The sequence below is a fragment of the Brevundimonas sp. BAL450 genome (assembly GCF_015767455.1).
GTDB classification, from domain to species: Bacteria; Pseudomonadota; Alphaproteobacteria; order Caulobacterales; family Caulobacteraceae; genus Brevundimonas; species Brevundimonas abyssalis.
In genome coordinates this window covers 1-25298 of record NZ_JADWOW010000052.1, presented here as the reverse complement: position 1 = coordinate 25298, position 25298 = coordinate 1, and the positions used below count along the sequence as shown (strand labels likewise).

Here is a 25298-nt window from a genome sequence, read left to right as displayed (position 1 = left end):
GCATGACGCCCGAGGCCGAGATCCAGCACGCCGCCGTCGCCCTCAAGCGGGGCGAACTGGTGATTTTGCCGACAGAGACGGTCTATGGGCTGGCCGCCGACGCGGCCAACGGCGAGGCGGTGGCGCGCATCTTCGAGGCCAAGGGTCGGCCGCGCTTCAATCCCCTGATCGCCCATGTGGCCGACGCGGCGCAGGCCGAGCGGATCGCGGTGCTGGATGACCGGGCGCGGCGCCTCGCCGACGCCTTCTGGCCGGGGCCGTTGACCCTCGTGGCGCCGGTGCGGGACCGGGCTGCGGTCTGTGATCTGGCGCGGGCGGGTCTGGACACGGTGGCGGTGCGCGTGCCCGGCCACACCCGGGCGCGGGCGGTGATCGCAGCCTTCGGCGGCGCGGTGGTGGCGCCGTCCGCCAACCGCTCGGGACGGCCCAGCCCCACCACCTTCGATGACGCGGTCGAGGAGACGGGCGCCCATGCGGGCGCGGCCCTGGACGGCGGCCCCTGTGCGGTAGGTGTGGAGAGCACGGTTGTGGCGGTGATGGACGGCGCGCTCCGTTTGCTGCGCCCCGGCTCGGTGACGCGCGACGAGATCGAGGCCGTGGCCGGCCCCCTGTCTGAGGGCGGCGGAGAGGGGCATCGCTCGCCCGGACGGCTGGCCCTGCACTATGCGCCGGATGCGCCGGTGCGGCTGAATGCGGATCGGGCCGAGGCGGGCGAAATCCTGCTGGGCTTCGGCCCGGTGGGGCAGGGACGCTGGAGCCTGTCCGAGGCAGGCGATCTGCGCGAGACCGCCGCCAATCTGTTCCGCATGCTGCGCGAGGCCGACCGCGAGAAGCCCCGCGCCATCGCGGTGGCGCCCATTCCCGCGCACGGTCTGGGCGAGGCGGTCAACGATCGATTGAAAAGGGCGGCGGGTTTCGTGGGCTAGGCCCACAGTCCGCTGGGCCTGAGGCTGCATCGAACAGCTGATGGCGTTCTTCTTCAATCCCTCGGCAACAACCCGATCGTCCATGAGTTCAGGCGTGGGATTATCGATCTGAGGTTTCTGATGACGAGCGCCACCAACAAGCGGGATCTACGAACGGGGCGGTCGGTATGGGTCGACAGTCCAGGACTGGGCGTGCCCACAAGGCCTCTCAGGGCGGCGTTGTCGGTGGACGTAGCTGTGGTTGGGGCCGGGATCAGCGGGGCGTTCACGGCGCGTGAACTGGCCAGGGATCATTCGGTGGCCGTGCTGGACCGACGCGCGCCCCTGATGGGATCGACCATGGCGTCGACCGCTCTGTTGCAGTGGGAGATTGACCTGCCCTTGACGGCCTTGGGCGGCCGCATCGGGATAGCGAAGGCCCGGCGTGCCTATGCGCGGTCATGGTCGGCGGTCCAGGCGCTGAAACGGATTGTCGAGGACGATCGAATCCCCTGCGGATTGGCGGAGCGCCGCTCGCTCTATCTGGCTGGGGACGAATACGGTCATCGGGCGCTGAAGACCGAGGCCGAGGCGCGAGCGGCAATGGATCTGCCGTCGGAGTATTTGGACGGGCCTGCCCTGCGGGAAGGGTTCGGCATAGATCGCACCGGGGCGATCCTGTCGCAGGGCTCCGCCAGCGCCGATCCGGCCCGTTTGGCGGCGGGCTTGCTGCGGCGCGCGGCGGCCGACGGGGCGAGGATCTTCGCCCCCGTGGAGGTGACGGAGGTGCTGTCCGATCCCGACGGCGTGACCCTCGCCACTGACACCGGTCACGCGGTGCGGGCCCGTCACGTGGTGTTCTGCTGCGGTTATGAGTTCCCGAAGGGCGTGCCCACGCCGGGCGGCAAGGTGATCTCCACCTGGGCTCTGGCGTCGAAGCAGAGGGCGCGGTGTCCGGCATGGCTCCGGGACACCCTCGTGTGGGAGGCGTCCGATCCGTATCTTTATGTACGCATGGCCCGGGACGGACGCCTGATCGCGGGGGGCGAGGACGAGGAAGGGCCGGACAATCACGACGACCCGGACAAGGTGCGGCGCAAATGCGAACGCATCGCCCGAAAGCTGCACGACCTTTTGCCAGGCGTGGAATTCGATATCGACTACGCTTGGGGCGGGGCCTTCGGGGAAAGCGCCACCGGCCTGCCCTTGATCGGACCTGCGCCCGGCATGCCGCATACCCACGTGGTCATGGGTTTCGGCGGCAACGGCATCACCTATTCCGTCATCGCCTCGCAGGTGGTGGCCGCGGCGGTGCGGGGAGGATCGGATCCCGACGCGGATCTCTACGCCTTGACCTGATGGCTCGCGAGCTTCACCTGCGAACCATGAACACTCGCGTGAAGATCTGCGGCCTGACGACGCCAGAGACCCTGCGGGCGGCGGTGGACGCCGGTGCGGACTTCGTGGGGCTGGTGGCCTATCCGCGCAGTCCGCGCGCGGTGTCGCCCTTGCGGGCGGCGGCGCTTCTGGAAGAGGCGGGCATGGCGCGCGAACGACCCGTGAAGGTGGTGGTCGTCACCGTTAATCCGGACGACGCCCTGCTGAAGGGCATCGCCGACTGGATCGCGCCGAATTTCATCCAGCTGCATGGATCGGAGACGCCCGAGCGGGCCCAGCAGGTGCGGGCCATCACCGGCGCCGGGATCATCAAATGCATTCCGGTGTCCGGCCCGGCCGATCTGGAGGCGGCCTCCGTCTGGAGCGAGGCGGCGGACCATCTGATGTTCGACGCGCGCACGCCGGAGGGCTCCAGCTTGCCCGGCGGCATGGGCCTGTCGTTCGACTGGACGATGCTGAAAGGGCGCGCGTTCGCCCGGCCGTGGTTCCTGGCGGGCGGTCTGAACCCGGACAATGTGGCGCAGGCTCTGGGCGCATCCGGCGCGCCCATGGTCGACGTATCTTCTGGCGTGGAAAGCGCGCCCGGTGTTAAGGAACCCGCCCTGATCGCGGCCTTCGTGGAGGCCGTGCGCGCAACCTCCCCACGTTGACGCTGGTGGCCCTGATGAATGCTCCTCTCTCGAACGCCCCCCTGACGAACGCTTACGCATGGCCCGACGACAAGGGCCGCTTCGGTCCCTACGGCGGGCAGTTCGTGGCCGAGACCCTGATGCCGCTGATCCACGAGCTGGACGCCGCCTATACGGCGACTAAGGCCGATCCCACATTCCAGGCGGAGCTGGACGGGTTCCTGACCCACTATGTGGGCCGGGCCAGCCCCCTGTATTTCGCCGAGCGGCTGACCGACCATTTCGGCGGGGCCCGGGTCTGGCTGAAGCGCGAGGACCTGAATCACACCGGCGCGCACAAGATCAACAACTGCATGGGCCAGATCCTGCTGGCCCGACGCATGGGCAAGACCCGCATCATCGCCGAGACCGGCGCGGGCCAGCACGGGGTCGCCTCGGCCACCGTGTGCGCACGCTTCGGCCTGCCCTGCACGGTCTATATGGGCGCGGTGGACGTGGAGCGGCAGCAGCCCAACGTGTTCCGCATGAAGCTGATGGGGGCCGAGGTCACGCCGGTGACGGCGGGCGCGGCGACCCTGAAGGACGCCATGAACGAGGCCATGCGCGACTGGGTGACCAACGTCGAGGACACCTATTACATCATCGGGACGGCGGCGGGGCCGCACCCCTATCCGGCCATGGTGCGCGATTTCCAGAGCGTGATCGGGCGCGAGATCAAGGTCCAGTCCATGGACCAGATCGGCCGTCTGCCCGACGCCGTGGTGGCCTGCATCGGCGGGGGCTCCAACGCCATCGGCGCGTTCCATCCGTTCGTCGATGACGAGGGCGTGCGCCTGATCGGGGTCGAGGCCGCGGGCCACGGCCTGGACACGCCGGACCACGCCGCCAGCCTGAAGGGCGGACGCCCCGGGGTGCTGCACGGCAACCGCACCTATCTGCTGCAGGACCCGGACGGCCAGATCGTCGAGGGGCACTCCATCTCGGCAGGGTTGGACTATCCCGGCATCGGACCCGAGCATGCCTGGCTGCACGATATCGGGCGGGCCGAGTATCTATCGGCCACCGATGAGGAGGCGCTGGAGGCGTTCCAGCTGTGCTCCAAGCTGGAAGGCATCATCCCTGCGCTGGAACCTTCGCACGCACTGGCCCGGGTCGCCGAAGTGGCGAAGGCGGTTGGCAAGGACGGCGATATCGTGTTGCTGATGTCGGGAAGGGGCGACAAGGACATCTTCACCGTCGCCAAGCACCTGGGAGTGAATCTGTAATGCGTCTGGCCCTGATCGCTGGTATGGCGGCCCTCGTCGCCCTGCCTGCCCACGCCCGCCAGGATGCGGCCGTCGGCGACGAGACCATCAGTCTGATCCTGCCGGTGGTCGAGGGCGCCCGCGCCGCTCCGGATTGCGGCGGCCTGTACGGCCTGGCCGGCCGGGCCCAGTGCATGACCGCGCCTCTGACCGAGATCGGAGCGCTGGCGGAGCTGTATGTCGGGGCTCTGTCCCAGACCGGCTGGCGCACCTCGGGAGGCGGGCCGAACCAGGTTCTGTTCCAGCGCGTGCGCTCGAGCGGCGGCTGCGACATCCTGGAGATGATCACCTTCTACGATGTGGAGCTGGCGGAGGAGGCCTTGGCCACGGCGCCGGGTTATCTGGGCTTCGCGCTTCACACGGGCGGCGACTGCCTGCCGATTCCGGCCGAGGGCGAGACGCCTCCGCAATGACCACCGCGCGTATCGACGCCCGTTTCGCGGCGCTGAAGACCGAGGGCCGGGCCGGGTTCGTGGCCTATGTGATGGCGGGTGATCCCACGCGGGATCAGGCGCTGGAGATTCTGCGCGGCCTGCCCGGCGCGGGCGCGGACATCATCGAACTGGGCTTTCCGTTTTCCGATCCCATGGCTGAGGGACCGCCGATCCAGCGCGCGGCGCAGCGGGGCCTGAAGGCCGGGCTGACGCTTCAGGGCACGCTGGATCTGGCGGCGGACTTCCGCAAGGGCGACGACGCCACCCCGGTGATCCTGATGGGCTATCTGAACCCCATCGAGAGCATGGGCCATGAGGCCTTCGCCCGCGCCGCCAATGCGGCGGGCATCGACGGCCTGATCGTGGTGGACTGCCCGCCCGAGGAAGCCGGTCCCCTGACCGACGCCCTGGACGCCGAAGGCCTGTCGCTGATCCGCCTGGCCACGCCGACGTCCGACGACGAACGGCTGAAGATCGTGGTCTCGCGCACCTCGGGTTTTGTCTATTACGTTTCGGTGGCGGGCGTGACCGGGGTGAAGGAGGCGCAGACCGCTTCCGTGGCCCCGGCGGTGGAGCGAGTGCGCAAGGCCTCGGGCCTGCCCGTGGCCGTGGGCTTCGGGGTCAAGACGCCCGAGCGCGCCGCCGAGATCGCCAGGGTAGCCGATGCTGTGGTGGCCGGGTCGGTGCTGGTGGACGAGGTGGCCGCCGCGCTGGACGCGAACGAACCGACTGCGTCGCGCGTTCTGGCCAAGGTGAAGGCGCTGTCGGACGCGGTCCGGGGTGCGCGCGTCGCGGAAACCGTCTAAAGGCCCCCGCATGATCGACAAGACCAATCCCCCTCGCCAAGGCTGGCTGTCCCGTTTCGCGCCGGGCGTACGCAAGATCGTGGGCCGCCGCGACACCCCTGACAATCTGTGGGTCAAGGATCCCGATTCCGGCGAGATGCTGTATCGCCCGGACCTGGAGACGGCGCTGTGGGTCACGCCCTCGGGCCGGCACATGCGCATCGGGGCCGAGGCGCGCCTGCGCTACACCTTCGACGACGGCGCCTGGGAAACGATCGACACCCCGGACGTGCCTGAGGATCCGCTGAAATTCTCGGACGGCAAGCCGTACCGCGAACGGTTGAACGCCGCGCGCAAGAAAGCCGGGGCCAAGGACGCCATGGCCATCGGCTTCGGCGAGATCGACGGGACCCCCGCCGTGGTCATCGTGCAGGACTTCGCCTTCATGGGCGGGTCGCTGGGCATGGCGGCGGGTGAGGCCTTCATCGCCGCGGCGCGCGAAGCCGTGAAGCGCGGCTGCCCCATGGTCTGTTTCACCGCCGCGGGCGGGGCGCGCATGCAGGAAGGCGCGCTGAGCCTGATGCAGATGGCGCGCACCACCCTGGCGATCCAGGAGCTGAAGGCCGCGCAACTGCCCTATGCGGTGGTGCTGACCGATCCGACCACGGGCGGGGTGACGGCGTCCTACGCCATGCTTGGCGACGTGCATCTGGCCGAGCCGGGGGCCCTGATCGGTTTCGCCGGACCGCGCGTGATCGAGACCACCATCCGCGAGAAGCTGCCCCCAGGCTTCCAGCGCTCCGAATATCTGCAGGAAAAGGGCATGGTGGACCGGGTGGTCAAACGCGCCGACCTGCCAAAGGAGTTGGGCGCCATCCTGTCGATGCTGATGGGCGGACGGCGGCGCGCGGCGTAAAAGCCCGGCCCATGGATCCCATTTCCCGACGCCTTCTCGAGCGACTGCCCCAGAAGATCGACCTGTCGCTGGACCGCATGAGGGCCCTGTGCGCAGCGCTGTGCGATCCGCAGGATCGGCTGCCAGCCGTGGTGCATGTGGCCGGGACCAACGGCAAGGGATCGACCGTGGCCTTCCTGCGCGCCATGGCCGAGGCGGCGGGGCTGAGGGTCCATGTCTACACCTCGCCCCACCTGGTGCGGTTCAATGAGCGCATCCGGCTGGCGGGCGACCTGATCGAAACCGATGCGCTGAATGCCCTTCTGGACCGGGTGGAGGCCACGGGCGTGCCCGTGACGGTGTTCGAGGCGACCACGGCGGCGGCGCTTCTGGCCATGGCCGAGACCCCCGCCGATCTGACCCTGATCGAGGTGGGGCTGGGCGGGCGGCTGGACGCCACCAATGTGATTGATCGGCCGCTGGTCAGCGTCATCGCCCCGGTGGATCTGGACCACGCCGAGTTTCTGGGGACCGACCGGGCCGTGATCGCAGGCGAGAAGGCGGGCATCCTCAAGCCCGGCGTCCCCGCCGTCATCGCCCGACAGGCCGAGGACGCCATGGCCGTGATCGAGGCCGAGGCCGCCCGGGTGGGCGCGCGCCTGACGGTCATGGGCCGAGACTTCGACGCCTGGCCCGAGCGGGGCGCCATGGCCTGGCAGGGCGAGGACCGGTTGCTGGACCTGCCCGCCCCGGCCCTTTACGGCGCGCACCAGATCGACAATGCAGCGCTGGCCGTCGCCGTGGCGCTGGAGCTGGATCTGCCCGAAGCCGCCATCGTGCGGGGCGTGGAGACAGCCCAATGGCCCGCCCGCATGCAGCGGCTGACTGAGGGGCGGTACGCCGAAGTCGCGCGCGAAGCTGACGCCGAGCTGTGGCTGGACGGGGGGCACAATCCCCATGCCGCCGCCGCCCTCGCCGACGCGCTGTCGCGCATGCAGGCCCGCGCGCCCCGGCCGCTGGCTCTGATCTGCGGCATGCTGGCCAACAAGGACGCGGGCGGCTTCTTCGAAGCGCTGGGCGACACCGGCGCCCATGTCTTCACCGTGCCGTTCGAGGGTGCGGCGGCCGATCCCGCCGCCCTGGCCGCCGTAGCCCACGGGCACGGCCTGGGCGCGACCCCCTGCGAGGGGCTGGACGCGGCGCTGGATCGGGCCGTGCGCTTCGGGGCCGGCCGTGTGGTGATCTGCGGATCACTGTATCTGGCCGGCGAGGTGTTGGGCGCCGACGACATCACCTGGCCGCGCTGAAGGAGCTTTCATGAGCCGCATCGCCATCCTGACCCCCGCGCCGAACGATCCGTCCTATGCGGGCCGCTGGCGCGCGGTGTTCGACCGTCTGGCGCCGTCCCTGCGGGAGGCGGGCCTGGAGCCGGTTCCGACGGCGTGGACCGAGCATGAGCGGGATGCGGCGGCTCTGGCCGGGTTTGATCTGGTGCTGCCGCTGATCGCCTGGGGCTATCACCGGGATCACCCACGCTGGCTGGCGGCGTGCGAGACCTGGCGCGCGGCGGGGGTTCCCGTGGCCAATCCCGCCGGGGTGCTGATCTGGAACTCGGACAAGCGGTATCTGGGGCGGTTGGCCGAGGCCGGGGCGCCCATCGTGCCGACCGTCTACGCCGAGGGCGTGACCCAGGATCACATTGAGGCCGCCTTCGCCGACTTCGACGCCGAGGCCCTGATCGTGAAGCCTGCGGTGTCAGGCGGGGCCTACCGCACCACCCGCCTGCGCCGGGGCGAGACCCTGACCGAGACGCCCCACGGCACGGCCATGATCCAGCCCTATCTGACGGGACTGGAGACCGAGGGCGAATTGTCGCTGCTGTTCTTCGGCGGCCGCTTCAGCCACGCCATCCGCAAGGTGCCGGCGGCGGGCGACTTCCGCAGCCAGCCGGACTTCGGCGGCCATGTGACGGCCGTCACCCCGCCGGACGCCGCCCTGGCCGTGGCCGAACGGGTGCTGTCCATCATCGGTGAGGATCTGCTGTACGCCCGCATCGATCTGGTGCCCGGGCCGGACGGGTCGCCCGTGCTGATCGAGGCCGAACTGATCGAGCCCGACTTCTACCTGGGGTTCGATCCCGAGCGCGGCGCGGGCTTCGCGCGGGCGGTGTGCGCGCGGCTGACCCCCTGAGCGGGTTCAGCCCGGGACGAGCGAAAAACTGATCCCGTCAGGCGCGCCTGGGCGCGTTCGGCGAGATGCTCCGGGGCTGCCTAGACGTCTTCGCCGAGGGGCGTGTCGGCGGCCTTGCGGCGCGGGGCGCGACGGCGCGGGGCCGGCTTGTCCTCGGCCGAAGTCTCGGAGGCCGAGTCGCCCGCAGGCTGCGGCGTGGCGCGGGTCAGGAAGCCCGGCAGGCTGGATTCGATTTCGGACGAACCCTCGTTCTCGTCCCCGCCGCTGCGCGGACGACGCGCACGGCGCGGGCGATCCTGCGGCTCGGAGGTGTCGCCGCCCGAGGCGGGTGTCTCCTGGCTGGAGGCCGCATTCTCGTCGCGGGCCTGGTCGGCCTGGGCGGCGCCGCCTTCGGATTCGTCACGCTCATACGGACCGCGGCGGCCGTCGCGACGGCGCTCCCAGCGCTCACGGCGGGTTTCCCGGCGACCGTTCGCGTCACCGTCGCTGTCAGCCTGATTCTGGGCGGCGTCCTGCCCTTGATTCGGCTGCTGCGGGGCCTGCTGGGCGTTCTGCTGCGGCTGAGCCTGGCGGTCGGCGGCCTGCTGGGCGGCGGCGAAAGCCGCGGCCTGGGCGCCGGATTCATCCTCGAAGTCGATGTCGAACCCTTGGCCGATCTGCTCTCGCTGGGCGATCTCCTGGAAGGAGCGCTGAGGCTGAAGCGCGCGCAGGACGCGGAAATAGTGCTCGGCGTGCTGGAGATAGTTCTCCGCCAGCACCCGGTCGCTGGACGAGGACGCGTCGCGGGCGAGTTGCTGATACCGCTCATAGACGGTCTGGGCGTTGCCGCGCACCTTGATGTTCTCGGGCCCTTGCGAGTCCCAGGAACGGTTCGGGTTGGCGCTGTTGCCCTGATTGCCGCCGGGCTTTCTGTTGCGCCCGCGTTGGCGCTTCATGCCCTTGAAATCTCTCATAGACGTTACCGTGCTTGGGGCGAGTCGCCGCCTGGGGCGGTGGGACGTTCGCCGGAAATGGGTCTGATCCTGCCGGCCGGGGCCGATCCCCGGCGTCCGATGCTCGGAAAACCGTTCGCCGCCCTTCGTGTCACGACGCGCGGGAAAACCCGTGAGCCGTCACGAAATCCAGTCGTCAATCGTCGGGCCGGTCCCGAAGCGATGCGGATTGGTGGGAGACAAACCAAGACTTAGCGCGCGCCGCGCCGCTTTCCAAGAGGCTTTCGCGCAAAAGCGGTCAGTTCAGCGCCGTGCCCTCGTGCGGGTCCGGCCCGTTGGTGATGACGCGGTCGCGGCCGGCCAGATCCTTGACCACCTTCACGTCCTCGAAACCGGCGGTCTCGAACAGCGCCTTGACCGCCGCCGCCTGGTCCCAGCCGATCTCCACGGCGAAGATTCCGTCGGCCTTGAGAATGCGACGAATCTCGGGCGCCAGCAGGCGATAGGCGTCCAGTCCGTCCTCGCCGCCGTCCAGGGCCAGACGCGGGTCGTGGTCGCGCACCTCAGGGTCCAGGGTCTCGATGTCCTTGCTGGGGATATAGGGCGGATTGGACACCACCAGATCAAACGCTGCGTCGGACAGGCCCGCAGTCCAGTCGGTGCGCAGGAAGACGGCGCGAGTGTTCAGATCCAGGTTGGCGGCGTTCTCGCGGGCCACGGCCAGGGCCTCCTCGGATACCTCGGTGCCCAGCCCCCTGGCCGCAGGCCGCTCCGCCAGCACCGCCAGCAGGATGGCTCCGGACCCCACGCCCAGATCGGCCATTTCGAAGGCCCGGCCTTCGGGAAACGCCTTCAGGCACACGTCCAGCACCGCCTCGGTGTCGGGGCGGGGCGAGAGCACGTCGGGGGTGACCGACAGCATGATCTTCCAGAACCCCTTGCGGCCGAGGATGCGTGACACCGGCTCGCGCTTCAGGCGCCGCTCAACATAGTCCTCCATCCGCGCCAAGGCGTCCGGCTCCAGCGGCCGGTACGGGTCGGTCAGGATGTCGGTGCGCGACACCTCGGCGGCGGCTTCCAGCAAGAGGCGCGCGTCAATGGACGGGCTGTCGATGCGCGCGGCCTTCAGGCGGCCTTGCGCGCTCTTCCAGGCGGTCAACAGGGTGGGGGTCTCGGTCATGGGCGCTAGATGGCCTCGCACGCCGGACGGGGCAAGCGGGAACGGTGATCAGGCTTGGCCGTTCCCCGCTGATGGCGCGCCTCCCTCGTCCCGACACCCGTCTTCTGTCCGCCCTGTCCCGCTCCGGCGGCGAAGGCGGGCTATGGCGCTGGATCGCCGCAGGCGCCGGCGGCCTGGCGGCGGGCGCAGCGGGCGCGCACCTGCTGCACACGCGCGGCAACAAGCTGGTGCGCAATCTGGGTGTGGAGCCCGGCACGCGGCCGTTTGAGCCTGATGAGCCCGATCCCGGTCCCCATGACTACGAGGCGAAGGAGCCGGGCCGGGGCCGTCTCGCCGCCCATCCGGCGCATATCCCCCGCAAGGGCTGGACCGACATCATCTGGCGGGTGGGCGCCGCCTATCTGGGCGACCGGGTCGGATTCGTGGCCGGCGGGGTGACCTTCTTCATGATCCTGTCCCTGTTTCCCATGCTGGCGGCCTTTGTGACCATCTACGGCCTGTTCGCCGATCCCAGCGACGCCTGGGGGCGTTTGCAGTTTCTGTATTCCGTCCTGCCGGCCAACGTCGCGGAGTTCATCGGCGCCCAGATGCAGCGGCTGGCGGAGAATTCGACGGGCCAACTGACCTTCACCTTGATCTGGACCTTGGCCCTGTCCCTGTGGACCGCCAACAACGGGGTCAAGCATCTCTTCTATGGCCTCAACGTCGCTTACAGCGAGACCGAGAAGCGCAACTTCATCCGCTACAATCTGATCTGCATGGGCTTCACCGTATCGGCGCTGGTCTTCGTGCTGATGACCGCCGCCATGGTGATCGGCGTGCCCGTGGTGCTGGACCTGTTCGGCCTGCGGGAGGAATGGGCCTATCTCGCGCCCTTGCGGTGGCCGTTGTTGTTCGCGGGCTATGTGTCCGCCTTGGCCCTGATCTATCGCCTGGGGCCCTGCCGGTCGCGGGCGCGCTGGCGCTGGCTGACGCCGGGAGCCCTGACAGCCGCGACCCTCAGCGTCCTGACGTCCTTCGTGTTCAGCTGGTTCCTGGGCAACTTCGTGCGCACCGACACCTATGGTCCGCTGGCGGCCATGATGGCGTTCCTCTTGTGGACCTGGGTGACCGTTCAGATCATCCTGATGGGCGCCGAACTCAACGCCGAGATCGAGCACCAGACCGCGCTGGACACGACCACCGGCGATCCGGTTCCGCTGGGTGAACGGGGCGCCGTCATGGCCGACACCATCGGCGCCCGCCGTGGCCATCCGGCCGCCCTGGCCTTCACCCTGAAACACGCCGAAGCCTTATCCGATCGACTGATGCGTCGACGGAGGCATCAGCGGGATTAGGAGAACTCAGCCTCCAGATCGGCCAGACGCGCGGCCTGGTCCTCGCCGATCAGGGCGTCCAGGATCGCGTCGATGTCGCCCTCCAGGATCTGGGGCAGGCTGTGCAGCGTCAGGCCGATGCGGTGGTCTGTCACGCGGCCCTGCGGGAAATTGTAGGTGCGGATGCGCTCGGAGCGGTCGCCGGAGCCGACCTGCGATTTGCGGGCGTCCGACCGGGCCGTGTCCTTGGCCTGTCGCTGCATGTCGTACAGGCGCACGCGCAGGTTCTTCATGGCCTTGTCCCGGTTCACGTGCTGGGACTTTTCCGACGAGGTGACCACGATGCCGGTGGGCAGGTGGGTGATGCGCACGGCGGAGTCCGTCTTGTTGACGTGCTGGCCGCCCGAGCCCGAGGCCCGGTAGGTGTCGATGCGGATGTCCTTGTCGTGGATCTCGATCTCCACGTCCTCCACCTCGGGCAGCACGGCGACGGTGGCGGCCGAGGTGTGGATGCGGCCCCCGGCCTCCGTGGCGGGCACCCGCTGGACCCGGTGCACGCCGGATTCGAACTTCAGCCGCCCGAACACGCCGTCGCCGGAGATGGTGGCCACGATTTCCTTGTAGCCGCCGGCCTCGCCCTCGGAGGCGGAGTCCACCTCGACGCGCCATCCGCGCGTCTGGGCGTAGCGGGAGTACATGCGGAACAGGTCGCCGGCGAACAGGGCCGCCTCGTCGCCGCCGGTGCCGGCGCGCACTTCCAGCACGGCCGAGGCGTTCTCGTCGGCGTCGCGGGGCGCCAGCAACAGGGCCACCTGCCGCTCCAGTTCGGGCAGGGTGTCCTTCAGGGTCTCCAGCTCTTCGCCCGCCATGGCCGCCATCTCGGGATCGCGGGCCATGATCTCCAGGTCGGCCAGTTCCTGGCGTGCCTTCGAAAGGGCCTGGACCGCGTCGGCCACCGGCTTGATCTCGGCGTGCTCCTTGGACAGGCGCACGATTTCGGCGCCGTCCGCGGCCGCGCCCATGCGGGCCTCCACTTCATGGAAGCGGTCGAGCACCTGGTCGAGGCGGGCCTGGGGCAGTCGCAAGGATACGTCTCCGTCGGATCGGGAAGGGCGGTGTTTACGCCGTTCGGACGGCGCCTGTCGATGCGGGGGTCAGGCGTCCGGCCGGGTCTCGCGGAAGCTGTCCCGGGCCTCGAGCGCCGCCTGCAGCGCGACCAGGTTCGGTCGGCCCGTTCGCCAGTCAACCTCCGGGTGCCGGAAACCGATCCAGGTCACCGCCACCCCCGTGGTGATGACGCCCATGTCCAGGGGTTCGGCCCGGGGCGCCACGGCCTCAAGGGCGTCCAGACCCAGGGCCATGTTGCGGCCCCAGCGCTGGAGCCAAGACGGCGAACGCTCATGTTCAGGCCGGCGCTTCTCCAGCAGCAGCTTGACGCCCATCTCCAGCACCCCGTTGGCCAGGGTCTCCAGCCGCTTGACCTGCCAGCGCTCCGGCCCGTCGGTCGGCAACAGGTGCGGCCCGGAGCCGAGCGCGTCCAGATATTCGCAGATCACCGGGCTGTCGGTGATCGGCTCGCCGTCCCCGGCGATCAGCGCCGGGACCTGCACCAGCGGATTAGCCGCCAGCAGGGCGGGCGCGTCTCCATAGGGATCGGCGATGATCTCCTCGATGCGATCCGAAAGCCCCTTCTCCCGCGCCACGATGCGGCACTTGCGGGCGAAGGGCGAGGGCGTGGAGATGTAGAGCTTCATGGCGTGTTCCCTGGTGCAGGACGCCCTGCATAGCGCCTGGCGTGATGGCGGAACAGCCGGGTCCAGGGTTGACGCGCCCCGGCCCGGACGGGGCATAAGGATGGTGAAGCTTTCAACAGCGGAAACCGTTCATGCGCATCGCCTCAGCCCTCATGGCGTCCGCCATCGCCCTGGCCGCCTGCACCCCGGCGCTTCCGCCGCCGCCGCCGCTGCCGGATGCATCGGGCGGCGGGGGACGCATCCTGCCGGACTGGCGCGCCTCCATCACCGGCCAGGACCGCGACCGGCTGAACCGCATCGACGCGGCCTGGAGCCTGGCGCTGGAGCAGGCGCGCCGTCAGGAGGGGTCAGGCGATCTGGCCTCCACAGGGCGGCTGATCGACCCGAACGCCGCGCTCAGCAATGTGGCGCCGCCGGTGGGCGACTATCGCTGCCGCACCGTCAAGCTGGGATCGCAGGGCGGCGAGCAGGGCCTGGGCTATGTGGTCTACGGCTGGTTCGCCTGCCGGGTCGAGGAGACGCCCAACGGGCTGAAATTCATCAAGCTGACGGGGTCGCAGCGTCCGGCGGGCCTGCTGTTTCCCGAGAGCGATCGGCGCATGGTGTTCCTTGGCTCCATGGCCCTGGCCAGCGAGCCGCCCGCCAACTCCTATGGCCAGCGGCCCGAGCGGGACATGGTGGCGGTGCTGGAGCGGATCGAGCATAGGCGCTGGCGGCTGGTGATCCCGTGGCCGCAGTACGAATCCAATCTGGACCTGCTGGATCTGGTCCCGGCCTGAACCAGTGAGTCGGGGCCCACGCGACATCGCCGTCGTCGGCGCCGGGCCCTCGGGCCTGGCCGTCGCCCTGATGCTGGCGCGGCAGGGACGACGGGTGGTCGTCCATGAGCGCTTTGACGCGCCGCGCCCGGTGGGCGCGGGGTTCCTGCTGCAGCCCACGGGCCTGCATGTCCTGGACCATCTGGGCCTGACCGGCGCGGTGGAAGCTCTGGGCCAACCGGTGACGCGGCTGTTCGGCCGCGCGGCGCCGACCTACCGCACTGTTCTGGACGTGCGCTATGCCGACCTGAAGTGCCCGCGCGCGGCGCTGGGGGTGCACCGGGCGGCGCTGTTCGAGGTGCTGCACCGGGCCTGTCTGGACGAAGGCGTCGGTTTCGAGACCGGATTTGACGCGGTCGTTGCGGATGACGGCCGTCTGACCGACGCGGGGGGTCGGACAACGCCGCAATTTGATCTGATCATCGACGCCTCGGGCGCCCGGTCCCGCATCGCCGAAGGTCTGGAGGGGCCGCGTCGGCCGCTGAGCTTCGGGGCCCTGTGGGCGACCGTGCCCTGGGCCGATGGGGCGGGATTCGATGAAGGCGCGCTGGAGCAGGTCTACCGTCGGGCCGACACCATGATCGGGGTTCTGCCCAGCGGCCGCGGCCCCGGATCGGATCAGCGGCTGGCCACGGTGTTCTGGAGCCTGAAGGGGCAGGATTACGACGCCTGGCGCGCTGAGGGGCTGGATGCCTGGAAGGCGACCGTTCTGGGATTCTGGCCCGAGATGTATCCCCTGCTGGACGCCATCAAAACGCCGGAGGATTTGACCCTCGCGCGCTACGCCCACCGCACCATGAAACGGCCCTGCGGTGATCGGCTGGCGGTGATCGGCGACGCGGCCCACGCCACTAGCCCGCAACTGGGGCAGGGCGTGAACATGGGCCTGCTGGACGCCAGCGCCCTGGCCAAGGCGCTGGCGCGGACCGACAATCTGGACACAGCCCTGTCCGCCTACGCCGCCACACGGCGGTGGCACGTGCGGCTGTATCAAACGCTGAGCTGGGCCTTTACGCCCTTCTATCAGGCGGACGGATGGATGCTGCCCTGGGTGCGCGACCATGTGCTGGGGCGTGCGGCGGGACTGCCGATTGCGCCGCGTCTCCTTGCCGCCACCGTGTCGGGCCTGTTGCTGGATCCGCGCTGAGTCGGGTCAGAACTGGATATTGGCGCGATCACCCAGATCGGGCTGCTCGTGGGTCATGTTCGCCTTGGCGATTTCGAAGGCAAAGCGGACGGGACCGGCCTCGCTGATCCAGATCTGGGCGTCATCGAGCCGCATGCGCATGAGGGTCAGGCGGGGATCGTCCTTGCCCTCGGGGTACCAGGCGGCCACGACCGGGTTCCAGTAGCGCTCCATGCGCTCGCGGTCGAAATGCTCCTCGAGTTCGCCGCCCAGACAGGCGTAGATTTCGCGGTCCTTCGAGATCAGGCAGAACATGGCATGGTGGCCGCCGGAGCCGTTTACATCGCGCGTCAGATCGGTGTCGCGGTAGGTGAAGAACCACAACTCGCCAGCGTCGCGTTCGACAAAGGCGGTCATGGGCTGCATGTGCCGGGGCTCGCCGCCCGAGACGCCCAGCATGCCCACACGGGTGTCCTCGATCGCCTTGAACAGGCGGTCCTCGGCATCCTTGCGGTCAAGGTGTTCGGTCATGGTCGGCTCCTCTTGCAGGTGGAGCCCTGATAACCGGCGGCGGCGGCCGATGTTCCGGTCAGAAGCGGGGCCCGGCGGCGCTGGTGTCGAACCCGGCCAGGTTCACCAGATGGACGATCAGGAAGATGCAGACCACGATCCCCAGCAGCATCAGGGCGCGCCAGGGGATCATGCGCGGTCCCCGCATCAGGTCGGGCGGACGCGCTCCACGCCAGCCGCTGAATATGGTCAGCCCCAGCACAAGGGCTAGGATGATGAGGGTGGCGGGGGTGCTCATGACGACGGCCAGATGGCGTGCGCCGCGTCTGGCGACAAGTGCTGCTGAAAGATTACGACGGCCGTTAACCCTTTACGCCTCATTAACCGTATCACCGCAGGTATGAATCGGGCGGAGTGACTGTCCACAGGAACAACGCGGCGCCGCTAGATATTGGGGTTAACCATGCGTTTACACCCCGGATTTGGGCGAGTAGCGTCGTGGAAACGGGTCGGGAGACGAATCAGTGAGCGCAGCGGCGCCTTGGAGCGTCAAAGGGATTGAACCCAAGGCGCGTGAGATCGCCAAGGATCTGGCGCGCCGCTCGGGGATGACCCTGGGCGAGTGGCTCAACCAGATGATCCTGGATGACGAAGACGACGGGGTGACGCCCCTTCCGCGCCGGCATCAGGCCGCGCCGCGCGATGACAGGCGTTCACGTCTGCGGCGGCTCGACGACGCCTATGGCCGGGACGAGACCCTGGACCGCGTCGCCGCCTCTGTTGAAATGATCGCCGAGCGGCTGGAAGCCTCCGAGCGGCGCTCGACAACCGCCATCACCGGAGTGGATCAGGCGGTCAGTGGTCTGGTCCATCGCCTGGACAACGTCGACGAGCAGTTCAGGACGCACGGTCGCCGCATCGACGACATCGCCGAGGAGCTGCGCGAGGGCCATCGCCGCTTGCGCCGCTTCGAGACCGACACCGGCCCCCAGACCACAGAGGCCTTCAAGAAGGTCGAGACGGCGCTGGGAACCCTGGCGGGCCGCTTCTATGACCTGGAAGAGCGCCAGCGCACAGGCTTCATCGAGCTGCGCGGGCGGGCGGACAAGGCCGAGGACGCGGTGTCGCGCGTGTCCGGCTCCGAGATTCTCAGCCAGGTGGGCGCCCGGCTGGATGCGGCCCAGTCGCGCACCACCGACGCCCTGCGCGCGCTGGAGCAGTCCTTCGCCGGGCTGGACCAGCGCATGCGCGCCGCCGAGAGCAAGCCCCGGACCGATGGGCCCAGCGACGCCGCGCGCTTCGAGAAGCTGGCCGAGACCCTGAGTCGCCAGGTGGAGACCAACCGCGCCGAGATGATGCGGCGGCTGGACTCGGCGGCGGCGGAAGGGCGCATCGACAAGATCGAGCGTGCGGTTCTGGCCATCGGAGAGCAGGTGCAGGCGTCCGAGCGGCGCTCGGCCCAGGCGGTCGAGACCATGGGCAAGGAAGTTCTGCGCATCGCCCAGAACCTGAACCAGCGCATGATCAAGGCCGAGGACGACGGCGGACGCCGCTTCGACGCCCTGGGTCAGGACATGACCCGCCGGGTCGAGCAGGACATGGTCAAGCTGGCGCAAGGCGTCGAGCAGCGCCTGATCCGCTCCGAGGACCGCCATGCCCTGGCCATCGAGAAGCTGGGCGGCGAGATCACGCGCATCTCCGAACGCCTGGCCGAACGGATCACTGAGTCCGAACGGCGCTCGACACAGGCGCTGGACGACATCGGCGAGCGGCTGAAGCGGTCGTCGGACAAGATCGAGCAGCAGTACGACCGCGCTTCGGGCGAACTGGCCGAACGCATGCGCCAGAGCGAGGAGCGCACGGCGAAGCTGCTGGCCGAGGCTCGCGAGAGCATCGAGAAGCGGGTTGGAGACCGGCCCGCCGAAGCCGCGGCGCCCGCGACGGGGCCCGAGCCCGACTGGCGCGCCTCCGCCTTCCCCGACGCCTTTGGCGAAGAGGACCCCATGAGCTGGCCCGGCGAGGATCTGGGCGAAACGGAGGGCGCCGCGCAGCCCACGGCGGCCGCGGCCGAACCGTTCGCGCGCCTGTCCATGGACGAGCCGGTGTTCGCGCAACGGGCGCCGGAGCCTGAGGCTCCCGCCGCGCCCGCTCTGGACACGCCGGTGGCGGAGACCGCTCCCCAGCCTGCTGCGGCCCCCGCACCTCAAACCTTCGGCGGCTTCGGCGGCGTGGACGTCAGCGACGCACTGGCGAGCGAGGACGATTTCGCGGCCGAGACCGAGTTCGTGGCCTCCGGGGCGACGCAACGCCTCAGTTCGACCCGCGACGCCATCAGCGCGGCGCGAGCGGCCATGGCGGCGAGCGAACCGGAACAGCCTGCGAGAGAGGGCTTCGGTCTCAAACGCGGCGGCAAGTCGCGGCTTCAGGAGCGCATGGACCGCCAGTCGCGGCGCGACGGCGGCACGGTCAAGAAGGCGTTCCTCGCCTCGGTGGCGGTGGCGGCCCTGGCCGGGGCCGTGTTCGGCTACACCCGCCTGACGGACGCCTCGAGCCTGGGCCCGCGCACGGCGGGCGATGACGGCGAGAGCACTCTACTGGCCGCCGCCATGCTGCCGGATCCCGCCGCCGCCGCACGTCCCGCCGGTGAGACCGAGGCGGAAGCCCTGTACCAGCAGGCCGAAGCCCAGCTGGAAGCTGGCGACGGGGCAGCGATCGAGACCCTCACCCGCGCGGCGAATCTGGGCCATGTGACGGCGCAGTTCCATCTGGCGCGGCTCTATGAAGGCGGCGACAACGGGGTGACCCAGAACGCGGCGGAAGCCCGTGTCTGGACCGAACGCGCGGCCCAGGGCGGCGAGGTGCGGGCCATGCACAACCTGGGCCTCTATCTGTTCGACGGGGTCGGCGGCGACCGCAGCCAGGTGCAGGCTGTGCGCTGGTTCCGTCAGGCGGCGGAGCGGGGGCTGACCGACAGCCAGTACAATCTGGGCCGCATCTATGAGCAGGGCGCCGACGGCGTGGCCGCCAATGCGGGCGAGGCCTACAAGTGGTATCTGATCGCGGGCCGGGCCGGCGACGAGCAGGCGCAGGTGGACGCGGACCGCATGGCGGGCGCGCTGTCGGCGGGCGTGCGTCGCACCGCGCGCCAGGCCGCCGACGCCTTCGAGGCGCCCCCGCTGGCCTGAGGCGCCCTTTTCGGGTGTCCGTGCTGGCGCATCACCGGATGGCTCGGTAGACCAGACTTTCACGCCTCCCCTTCGGAGGTTGTTTCGAGTTCCTGAGCCGAAGGCGAGCGCCTTGGACATCTACCTGCCGATCGCCGAAGTGTCGGTGAACGCACCCCTGCTGATCCTGCTGGGCGCGGCGGTGGGCTTCATCTCGGGCCTGTTCGGGATCGGCGGCGGCTTCCTGATGGCGCCGGTGCTGATCTTCATGGGCATTCCGCCGTCGGTGGCCGTGGCCAGCCAGGCCAGCCACGTGGTCGCCTCCTCCACCTCCGGGGTCATTACCTATACGGCCAAGAAGGGCGTGGATTACCGCATGGGCGGGATCATGGCCCTGGGCGGCGCCGTGGGCGCCATCGGCGGGGTCGAGCTGTTCCGCATGATGCGCCTGCTGGGCCAGGCGGATCTGGTGGTGGCCCTGTCCTATCTGATCTTCTTGGGCGCCATCGGCGGGCTGATGCTGAAGGAGAGCCTCGAGGCCATCATCCGCCGCAAGAAGGGCCTGCCCGCGCCGCGGCCCCAGAACCGCCGGCCCCTGTGGCTGTACGGCCTGCCGTGGCGGATGAAGTTCCCGCGCTCGGGCCTGTACATCAGCGCCATTCCGCCGCTGGGTCTGGGCGTGTTCGCCGGGGTGCTGTCGGCCATCATGGGGGTGGGCGGCGGCTTCATCCTGGTGCCGGCCATGCTGTATGTGCTGCGCATGAAGGCCAGCGTGGTGGTGGGCACCAGCCTGTTCCAGATCATCATCACCACGGCCATCACCACGGTGCTGCAGTCCGGGCGCAACCAGACCGTGGACATCGTGCTGTCTTCCCTGCTGCTGTTCGGCGGGGTGGTGGGGGCCCAGTACGGGGCGCGCATGTCGGGCAAGTTCCGGGCCGAGGAGCTGCGGGCGGTGCTGGGGCTGCTGGTGCTGCTGGTGGGCATCCAGATGGGGCTGGAGCTGTTCGTGCGGCCCGCCGAGATGTTCGTGCTGGCGCCGGGGGTGGACTGATGTTCCAGGATCTCCCGCCCGAGCCGCCCGCCGTCGTGGCCGAGGCCCCGGCCCAGAGCCTGCAGACCCTGACGCCCGTGACCCAGGCACGGGTTGCGGCGGCCCTGACCGAGGCCACGGTGGACATCGACACGGGCTTCGCCGGCGCCTCGATGGTGCTGTACGGGGCCGTGTTCAACCCGACCGACACCCCCGCCGACGTGGTGGTGGTGGTGCGCGGGCCGGACCAGCCGGTGCGCTTGGTGCGCAAGGTGCGCGTGGCGGGGCTGTGGCTGAACAGCCGCCCGGTGGTGTTCGAGGGCGCGCCCGGCTTCTACATGACCGCCTCGACCCGGCCGCTCAGCGACATTGCCAGCTTCAGCGTGTTGCGCCGGCTGGGCGTGGGCGTGGACCACCTGCGCATCAACGCCCCGGAGCAGGAGACCACGGTGACCCGGTTCGGGGTGAGGGACGTGGTCATCAACCGGCTGGGCGAGGACTATCTGGACTGGCGCCGGGCGGTGATCCGCCTGAAGGAGGACGCGGCCCTGTACGCCACGGACCCGGACGGGGTGCGCTTCGTGGACCAGGGCCTGTTCCGCGCCGAGGTGGAGCTGCCCACCGAGGCGCCCACCGGGACCTATGAGGCCGAGGTGTGGCTGTTCCAGGAGGGCGAGGCGATCTCGGTCAGCCGCATGGACCTGACCGTGGACAAGGTGGGCGTGGAGCGGGCCATCTTCGACTTCGCCCACCAGCGCTCATGGCTGTACGGCATCCTCGCCGTGGTGCTGGCGGCCTTCACGGGATGGGCGGCGTCGGCCTGGTTCCGGCGGACCTGATTTCGGACTCCGCGCCCGAAAAAAAAGACAGTGCGAATTGTCCGAAATCTCGAAAAGCCGTTTCGAAACAGAGTCTGAAATCGTCTGAAATCGCCCCCTGATTTCGGACTCCGGGGCCGGGGAAAACAGGGTCTGAATCGTATCAATGGTATGAAAGCGCTTCTCCGTGCCGATGGTCGACGAACCATCATAAGGGCGCTGAAAAGGGGTGGGCGCAAAAATCAGGGGACTTTTTTTTCAGACCAGTCCCGAGGCGTTGGCGGCGACCCAGGCGGCGACGATCAGGATGAGGCCGGCGAACAGGCGGCGTCCCAGGGCGGCGCGCTCGCCCAGGCGGCGGGCGATGGGCAGGCCGATCAGGGTTCCGGCCGCGCCGCCCACGGTCAGGGCGGCCACCACCGGCCAGTTGACCAGACCCGAGACGGCGTAGTTGGCCGAGGTGGCCGAGCCGAACACGGCGACGCTGAGCAGGGACGAGGCCTGGGCGTGGGCCAGGGTCATGCCTGTGGCGGCCATCAGGCCGGGTACGATGAGAAAGCCGCCGCCGATGCCGAAGAAGCCCGCCGCGAAACCGGCGGCCAGACCCATGGGCGCCAGCTTCAGGGTCAGGGCGCGGTCCAGCCGCACGGCGGGGTCGCCCTCGGACTTGGCCGGGCGCAGCATGGACAGGGCGATCAGGGCCATGGCCAGGGCGAAGAACAGCAGCAGGCTGTCACCATCCACCATCTTCGCCAGGGTGGAGCCGGCGATGGAGCCGGTGATCCCGGCGACGGCGAACAGGGCGGCGCAGGGCCATTTGACCCGTCCGGCGCGGGCGTGGCCGGACAGGCCCGCCAGGGCGTTCAGCGCCACCCCGGCGGCCGAGGTGCCGATGGCCACGTGGGGGTCACGGATGCCCACCACATAGATCAGCAGGGGCGCGGCCAGCACCGACCCGCCCCCGCCGAAGACGGCGAGGAACAGGCCGACCACCACCCCGCTGGCCGCGCTGAGCAGCAGGGTGGCGAGGGAGACGTCCATGATCAGGCCGCGCGTGTCCGGTTCCAGGGGGCCAGCATCAGCATCCGGGCCATGCCGCAGATCCCGGTGGCGCCGGCCATGAACAGGCCCGCGCCGACGAAGGCCGACAGGGCGATCCAGGCGGGATGGACCAGCCAGGACAGCAGGGCGCCGATCACCACCAGCGACCCGGCGATGATCTGGACCTGACGCATCAGCTCCAGCGGGGCCTTCTTGTCCACCGAGGTGGGAAGCCCGGCGTCCTTCCAGCCCTGCAGCCCGCCGTCCAGCACGAAGGCCTCGCCTTCGACGCGGGCGGCGAGGCGGACGCAGTTGGTCTGGGTGCGCATGCCCGAGCGGCACATGAAGATCACGTCCTGATCGGCCCGGATGCCCAGATGGGCGTCCTCGAAGGCGGACAGGGGGGTGTGGGCGACGCCGGGGATGTGTTCGCGGGCGAACTCGTCGGGCTCGCGGATGTCCACCAGACGGGCGCGGCCGGATGTGATCCGGGCCTGCACCTCGGCGGCGGAGAGGGGGGTGAGTATGGCGGTCATGGTCAGGCTTTCATCAAGTTGGGGGGCATCATCTCGGGGGGACAGAAGATCGCCGCCAGGGTCGCGATGACCTGAAGCACGGCGGGATCGTGGATACGGTAGTAGATGGACTGGCCCTCGCGCCGGGTGGCCACGAGGCCCTCCTCGCGCAGCAGGGCCAGGTGTTGCGACAGGGCCGACTGGGACAGGCCGGAGGCCTGGACCAGGGCGGACACGGGCAGTTCCTCCCCGCCCAGACGGCACAGGATCATCAGGCGCTTCTCATTGCCCAGCGCCCGGAGCAGGCGCGCCGCCTGTCCGGCGGCGGCCTGAAAGGCGGCGGGGTCGATGGCGACGGCGATGTCGGTCGGGCTGTTCATGGAGCCCTATATATTCGGTCTTGCTAATTTAGCAATAGCTAATATGTTGTCCGTCAGAAGGAGAACGCCATGACCCGTTCCGACGACACGACCTCCCCCCGCGTGCAGGGCTTCTTTCACGGCCCCACCAACACCATCACCTATCTGGTCAGCGACCCGGCCACGGGCGCGGCGGCCATCATCGACCCGGTGCTGGATTATGATCCGGCGGCCGCCCGCACGGACGACGCCTCGATCATTCAGGTGCTAGACGCGGTGCGCGATCAGGGGCTGGACCTGACGCTGATCCTGGACACCCACGCCCACGCCGACCACCTGTCGGGCGCCGACGAGATCCGCCATCGCACCGGCGCGCCCATCGGCATCGGCGGCCACATCACCAAGGTGCAGAAGGTCTTCGGCGCCCTGTTCGAGGCCCATGACGTGACGCCGGACGGGGTGGTGTTCGACCGCCTGTTCACCGACGGCGAGCGCTTCATGCTGGGGTCGCTGGAGGTGGAGGTGCTCCACACGCCCGGCCACACCCCCGCTTGCGTCAGCTATCACGTCGGCGATGCGGTGTTCGTGGGCGACACCCTGTTCATGCCCGACTTCGGCACCGCCCGGGCCGACTTCCCCGGCGGCGACGCCCGGACCCTGTACCGCTCGATCCACAAACTGCTGGCCCTGCCGGAGGCGACCCGCATGTTCGTGGGCCACGACTATCTGCCCGAGGGGCGTACCGACTATCGCTGGGAGACCACCGTGGGCGCCCAGAAGGCGGGCAACATCCATGTGGGGGGCGGGGTCAGCGAGGACGAGTTCGTCGCCATGCGCGAGGCCCGCGACGCGACGTTGGCGGTCCCGAAGCTGATCCTGCCGTCCCTGCAGATGAACATCCGCGCCGGCGCCCTGCCGCCCGCGGAGGCGTCGGGGAAGCGGTTTCTGAAGACGCCGTTGAACGCGATTTGAGGGACATGTTCCGGTTTCGTTTCGATTTAGAGAATGCTAGCTTGGCGGCATGAACGATCCCCGCAACCCCGAAGAAAGCGGTCCGGTCACCATCCGCGAGGACGGCGACACGGGCGATCGGTTTCTCGTCTACGTCTCCAAAGATGGGGTGCGCGCGGAGTTGCGGGTGATCGGCGACACCTTCTGGGCCACACAAGCTCAGATGGCTCACATGTTTGGGGTGAACGTCCGCAGCGTCAGCCAGCATATTAAGAACATATTTACCGAGGGCGAATTGGTCGCTGATTCGGTTATCCAAGAATCTTGGATAACTGCCGCCGACGGCAGAACCTATCGAACCAACCTCTACAGCCTCGATGTCATCATAGCGGTTGGCTATCGGGTCAGTTCGCGACTTGGAACCATGTTCCGCATCTGGGCCACCCAGGTGCTAATGGCCTATCTGACGAAGGGGTTCGTCATTGATGACGATCGCCTGAAGAACCCAGATGGCAGGCCCGACTTTTTCGACGAGCTTCTCGAGCGCGTCAGGGACATCCGCTCGTCTGAAAAGCGGATGTGGACCCGCATTCTCGAGCTTGCTTCCTTCTGCGTTGATTACGACCCGCGCGACAAGACACAGCACACGGAGTTTTTCGCGGAGATACAAAATACGCTTCACTGGGCGGTGGTCCAGAAAACCGCCAGCGAACTCGTTGTGGAGCGCGTTGACCACCAAAAAGAACGGGCTGGGGTCATCACGTTCAAAGGAAACCTGCCCACAGTCGATGAAGCCAAAACTGCGAAAAACCTGTTGCTGGAACCTGAGATCAAAGCGTTGAATCACATCACAAGTTTGATGCTGGAATTCTTTGACAGTCAGGCCGAGCAACGTCGAGCGACGACATTGGGGGAGTTCCAGATAAAACTCCGCGAGCTTATCAAGCTGGATGGACGGCCATTAAAGCCTTGGGGAGCCGCCACATCTGTGAGCCACGCGCAAGCAGCGGCTCATGCATCCAAAGAAATCAAAGCCTTCAAACAACGGAAGCGGGTTGAAGCAGAGAGCGCAGGTGAAGACCAGCTTCGCCAACTCGCAAAAACCCTGAAAGATAAAAAGCGATCCCGTGATCGCTGACGCGCAGGTGGACATCGCTGACGCGGCCGCCGCGTGGCGGGATCTGCCGCCGGCGCTGGCGGTTCCGCCGGGGGCGGGGGCCGTGGCGGATGAGGCGGGGGCG

At 68.9% G+C, this 25298-nt stretch carries 26 protein-coding genes; 17 read left to right on the top strand and 9 right to left on the bottom strand.

Features of this window, described 5'->3' with window-relative positions; genetic code table 11:
- The first annotated feature begins 2 nt into the window (after nucleotides 1–2).
- From IWC96_RS09180 to IWC96_RS09140, 9 genes are all read left to right on the top strand, one after another.
- A complete protein-coding gene (locus IWC96_RS09180) occupies nucleotides 3–926 on the top strand; it encodes an L-threonylcarbamoyladenylate synthase (RefSeq protein WP_021695942.1) in 924 nt (307 codons plus the stop codon).
- Between the two features lie 192 nt (nucleotides 927–1118).
- The gene (locus IWC96_RS09175) at nucleotides 1119–2264 is read left to right on the top strand and encodes an FAD-binding oxidoreductase (protein ID WP_196838776.1); all 1146 of its coding nucleotides are present in this window, start codon (nucleotides 1119–1121) and stop codon (nucleotides 2262–2264) included.
- Nucleotides 2265–2290: 26 nt separating this feature from the next.
- Nucleotides 2291–2953: a phosphoribosylanthranilate isomerase gene (locus IWC96_RS09170; protein WP_045318604.1), complete on the top strand. Its 663-nt coding sequence runs from the start codon at nucleotides 2291–2293 to the stop codon at nucleotides 2951–2953.
- A 14-nt stretch (nucleotides 2954–2967) separates the two neighbouring features.
- Nucleotides 2968–4197, top strand: coding sequence for a tryptophan synthase subunit beta (gene trpB, locus IWC96_RS09165; RefSeq protein WP_045318603.1), 1230 nt, complete (start codon nucleotides 2968–2970; stop codon nucleotides 4195–4197).
- A complete protein-coding gene (locus IWC96_RS09160) occupies nucleotides 4197–4649 on the top strand; it encodes a hypothetical protein (protein ID WP_021695937.1) in 453 nt (150 codons plus the stop codon). Before trpB ends, IWC96_RS09160 begins: the two co-directional genes overlap by 1 nt.
- The gene (gene trpA / locus IWC96_RS09155) at nucleotides 4646–5476 is read left to right on the top strand and encodes a tryptophan synthase subunit alpha (protein ID WP_021695936.1); all 831 of its coding nucleotides are present in this window, start codon (nucleotides 4646–4648) and stop codon (nucleotides 5474–5476) included. The genes IWC96_RS09160 and trpA overlap by 4 nt, the downstream gene beginning before the upstream one ends.
- A gap of 10 nt (nucleotides 5477–5486) precedes the next feature.
- The gene (gene accD / locus IWC96_RS09150; RefSeq protein WP_021695935.1) at nucleotides 5487–6371 is read left to right on the top strand and encodes an acetyl-CoA carboxylase, carboxyltransferase subunit beta; all 885 of its coding nucleotides are present in this window, start codon (nucleotides 5487–5489) and stop codon (nucleotides 6369–6371) included.
- Between the two features lie 11 nt (nucleotides 6372–6382).
- The gene (locus tag IWC96_RS09145; RefSeq protein WP_196838775.1) at nucleotides 6383–7657 is read left to right on the top strand and encodes a folylpolyglutamate synthase/dihydrofolate synthase family protein; all 1275 of its coding nucleotides are present in this window, start codon (nucleotides 6383–6385) and stop codon (nucleotides 7655–7657) included.
- 10 nt (nucleotides 7658–7667) lie between these two features.
- Nucleotides 7668–8540, top strand: a complete 873-nt coding sequence (locus tag IWC96_RS09140; protein ID WP_021695933.1) for a RimK family alpha-L-glutamate ligase — start codon at nucleotides 7668–7670, stop codon at nucleotides 8538–8540.
- Nucleotides 8541–8620: 80 nt separating this feature from the next.
- On the opposite strand, the gene IWC96_RS09135 is transcribed toward IWC96_RS09140, so the two are convergent.
- Nucleotides 8621–9475 (bottom strand): DUF4167 domain-containing protein, encoded by an 855-nt coding sequence (locus IWC96_RS09135; RefSeq protein ID WP_231378991.1) that lies wholly within the window; start codon nucleotides 9473–9475, stop codon nucleotides 8621–8623.
- A 295-nt stretch (nucleotides 9476–9770) separates the two neighbouring features.
- Nucleotides 9771–10652 carry a peptide chain release factor N(5)-glutamine methyltransferase gene (prmC, locus tag IWC96_RS09130; protein ID WP_021695931.1) on the bottom strand — a complete coding sequence of 294 codons (882 nt, stop codon included), beginning with the start codon at nucleotides 10650–10652 and terminating at the stop codon, nucleotides 9771–9773.
- 71 nt (nucleotides 10653–10723) lie between these two features.
- On the opposite strand from prmC, the gene IWC96_RS09125 reads away from it, so the two are divergent.
- Complete coding sequence (locus tag IWC96_RS09125; protein ID WP_196838774.1) at nucleotides 10724–11989, top strand: YihY/virulence factor BrkB family protein; 1266 nt, start codon at nucleotides 10724–10726, stop codon at nucleotides 11987–11989.
- Here the strand turns inward: IWC96_RS09125 and prfA are convergent.
- Complete coding sequence (gene prfA / locus IWC96_RS09120; protein ID WP_196838773.1) at nucleotides 11986–13053, bottom strand: peptide chain release factor 1; 1068 nt, start codon at nucleotides 13051–13053, stop codon at nucleotides 11986–11988. The genes IWC96_RS09125 and prfA overlap by 4 nt on opposite strands.
- Nucleotides 13054–13122: 69 nt before the next feature.
- Entirely contained in the window at nucleotides 13123–13722 is a 600-nt protein-coding gene (locus tag IWC96_RS09115) for a glutathione S-transferase N-terminal domain-containing protein (protein WP_021695928.1), read from the bottom strand.
- A gap of 131 nt (nucleotides 13723–13853) precedes the next feature.
- Between IWC96_RS09115 and IWC96_RS09110 the strand changes: the two genes are divergently transcribed.
- Both IWC96_RS09110 and IWC96_RS09105 read left to right on the top strand, forming a co-directional pair.
- Nucleotides 13854–14501 (top strand): DUF4893 domain-containing protein, encoded by a 648-nt coding sequence (locus IWC96_RS09110; RefSeq protein WP_196838772.1) that lies wholly within the window; start codon nucleotides 13854–13856, stop codon nucleotides 14499–14501.
- Nucleotides 14502–14505: 4 nt separating this feature from the next.
- Nucleotides 14506–15687, top strand: a complete 1182-nt coding sequence (locus IWC96_RS09105; protein ID WP_021695926.1) for an NAD(P)/FAD-dependent oxidoreductase — start codon at nucleotides 14506–14508, stop codon at nucleotides 15685–15687.
- 6 nt (nucleotides 15688–15693) lie between these two features.
- Here IWC96_RS09105 and IWC96_RS09100 read toward each other — a convergent pair whose 3' ends face one another.
- Nucleotides 15694–16197 (bottom strand): pyridoxamine 5'-phosphate oxidase family protein, encoded by a 504-nt coding sequence (locus IWC96_RS09100; RefSeq protein WP_021695925.1) that lies wholly within the window; start codon nucleotides 16195–16197, stop codon nucleotides 15694–15696.
- A gap of 58 nt (nucleotides 16198–16255) precedes the next feature.
- Nucleotides 16256–16474, bottom strand: coding sequence for a hypothetical protein (locus IWC96_RS09095; RefSeq protein WP_196838771.1), 219 nt, complete (start codon nucleotides 16472–16474; stop codon nucleotides 16256–16258).
- A gap of 226 nt (nucleotides 16475–16700) precedes the next feature.
- Here IWC96_RS09095 and IWC96_RS09090 point away from each other — a divergent pair, with 226 nt between their 5' ends.
- From IWC96_RS09090 to IWC96_RS09080, 3 genes are all read left to right on the top strand, one after another.
- On the top strand, nucleotides 16701–19361 hold the full coding sequence (locus tag IWC96_RS09090) for a tetratricopeptide repeat protein (RefSeq protein WP_021695923.1): 2661 nt from the start codon (nucleotides 16701–16703) through the stop codon (nucleotides 19359–19361).
- Nucleotides 19362–19473: 112 nt separating this feature from the next.
- Nucleotides 19474–20394, top strand: coding sequence for a sulfite exporter TauE/SafE family protein (locus IWC96_RS09085; protein WP_021695922.1), 921 nt, complete (start codon nucleotides 19474–19476; stop codon nucleotides 20392–20394).
- On the top strand, nucleotides 20394–21212 hold the full coding sequence (locus IWC96_RS09080; protein WP_021695921.1) for a TIGR02186 family protein: 819 nt from the start codon (nucleotides 20394–20396) through the stop codon (nucleotides 21210–21212). The genes IWC96_RS09085 and IWC96_RS09080 overlap by 1 nt, the downstream gene beginning before the upstream one ends.
- Nucleotides 21213–21449: 237 nt before the next feature.
- On the opposite strand, the gene IWC96_RS09075 is transcribed toward IWC96_RS09080, so the two are convergent.
- The 3 genes from IWC96_RS09075 to IWC96_RS09065 are packed head-to-tail and all read right to left on the bottom strand — an operon-like array spanning nucleotide 21450 to nucleotide 23127.
- Complete coding sequence (locus IWC96_RS09075) at nucleotides 21450–22232, bottom strand: sulfite exporter TauE/SafE family protein (RefSeq protein WP_021695919.1); 783 nt, start codon at nucleotides 22230–22232, stop codon at nucleotides 21450–21452.
- Nucleotides 22233–22234: 2 nt separating this feature from the next.
- Nucleotides 22235–22768, bottom strand: coding sequence for a rhodanese family protein (locus tag IWC96_RS09070; protein WP_045318602.1), 534 nt, complete (start codon nucleotides 22766–22768; stop codon nucleotides 22235–22237).
- Nucleotides 22769–22770: 2 nt separating this feature from the next.
- Nucleotides 22771–23127 carry a metalloregulator ArsR/SmtB family transcription factor gene (locus tag IWC96_RS09065; protein WP_196838770.1) on the bottom strand — a complete coding sequence of 119 codons (357 nt, stop codon included), beginning with the start codon at nucleotides 23125–23127 and terminating at the stop codon, nucleotides 22771–22773.
- A gap of 69 nt (nucleotides 23128–23196) precedes the next feature.
- Here IWC96_RS09065 and IWC96_RS09060 point away from each other — a divergent pair, with 69 nt between their 5' ends.
- A complete protein-coding gene (locus IWC96_RS09060; RefSeq protein ID WP_021695917.1) occupies nucleotides 23197–24078 on the top strand; it encodes an MBL fold metallo-hydrolase in 882 nt (293 codons plus the stop codon).
- A gap of 49 nt (nucleotides 24079–24127) precedes the next feature.
- Nucleotides 24128–25195 (top strand): RhuM family protein, encoded by a 1068-nt coding sequence (rhuM, locus tag IWC96_RS09055; protein WP_196838769.1) that lies wholly within the window; start codon nucleotides 24128–24130, stop codon nucleotides 25193–25195.
- The last annotated feature ends 103 nt before the right edge of the window (nucleotides 25196–25298 follow it).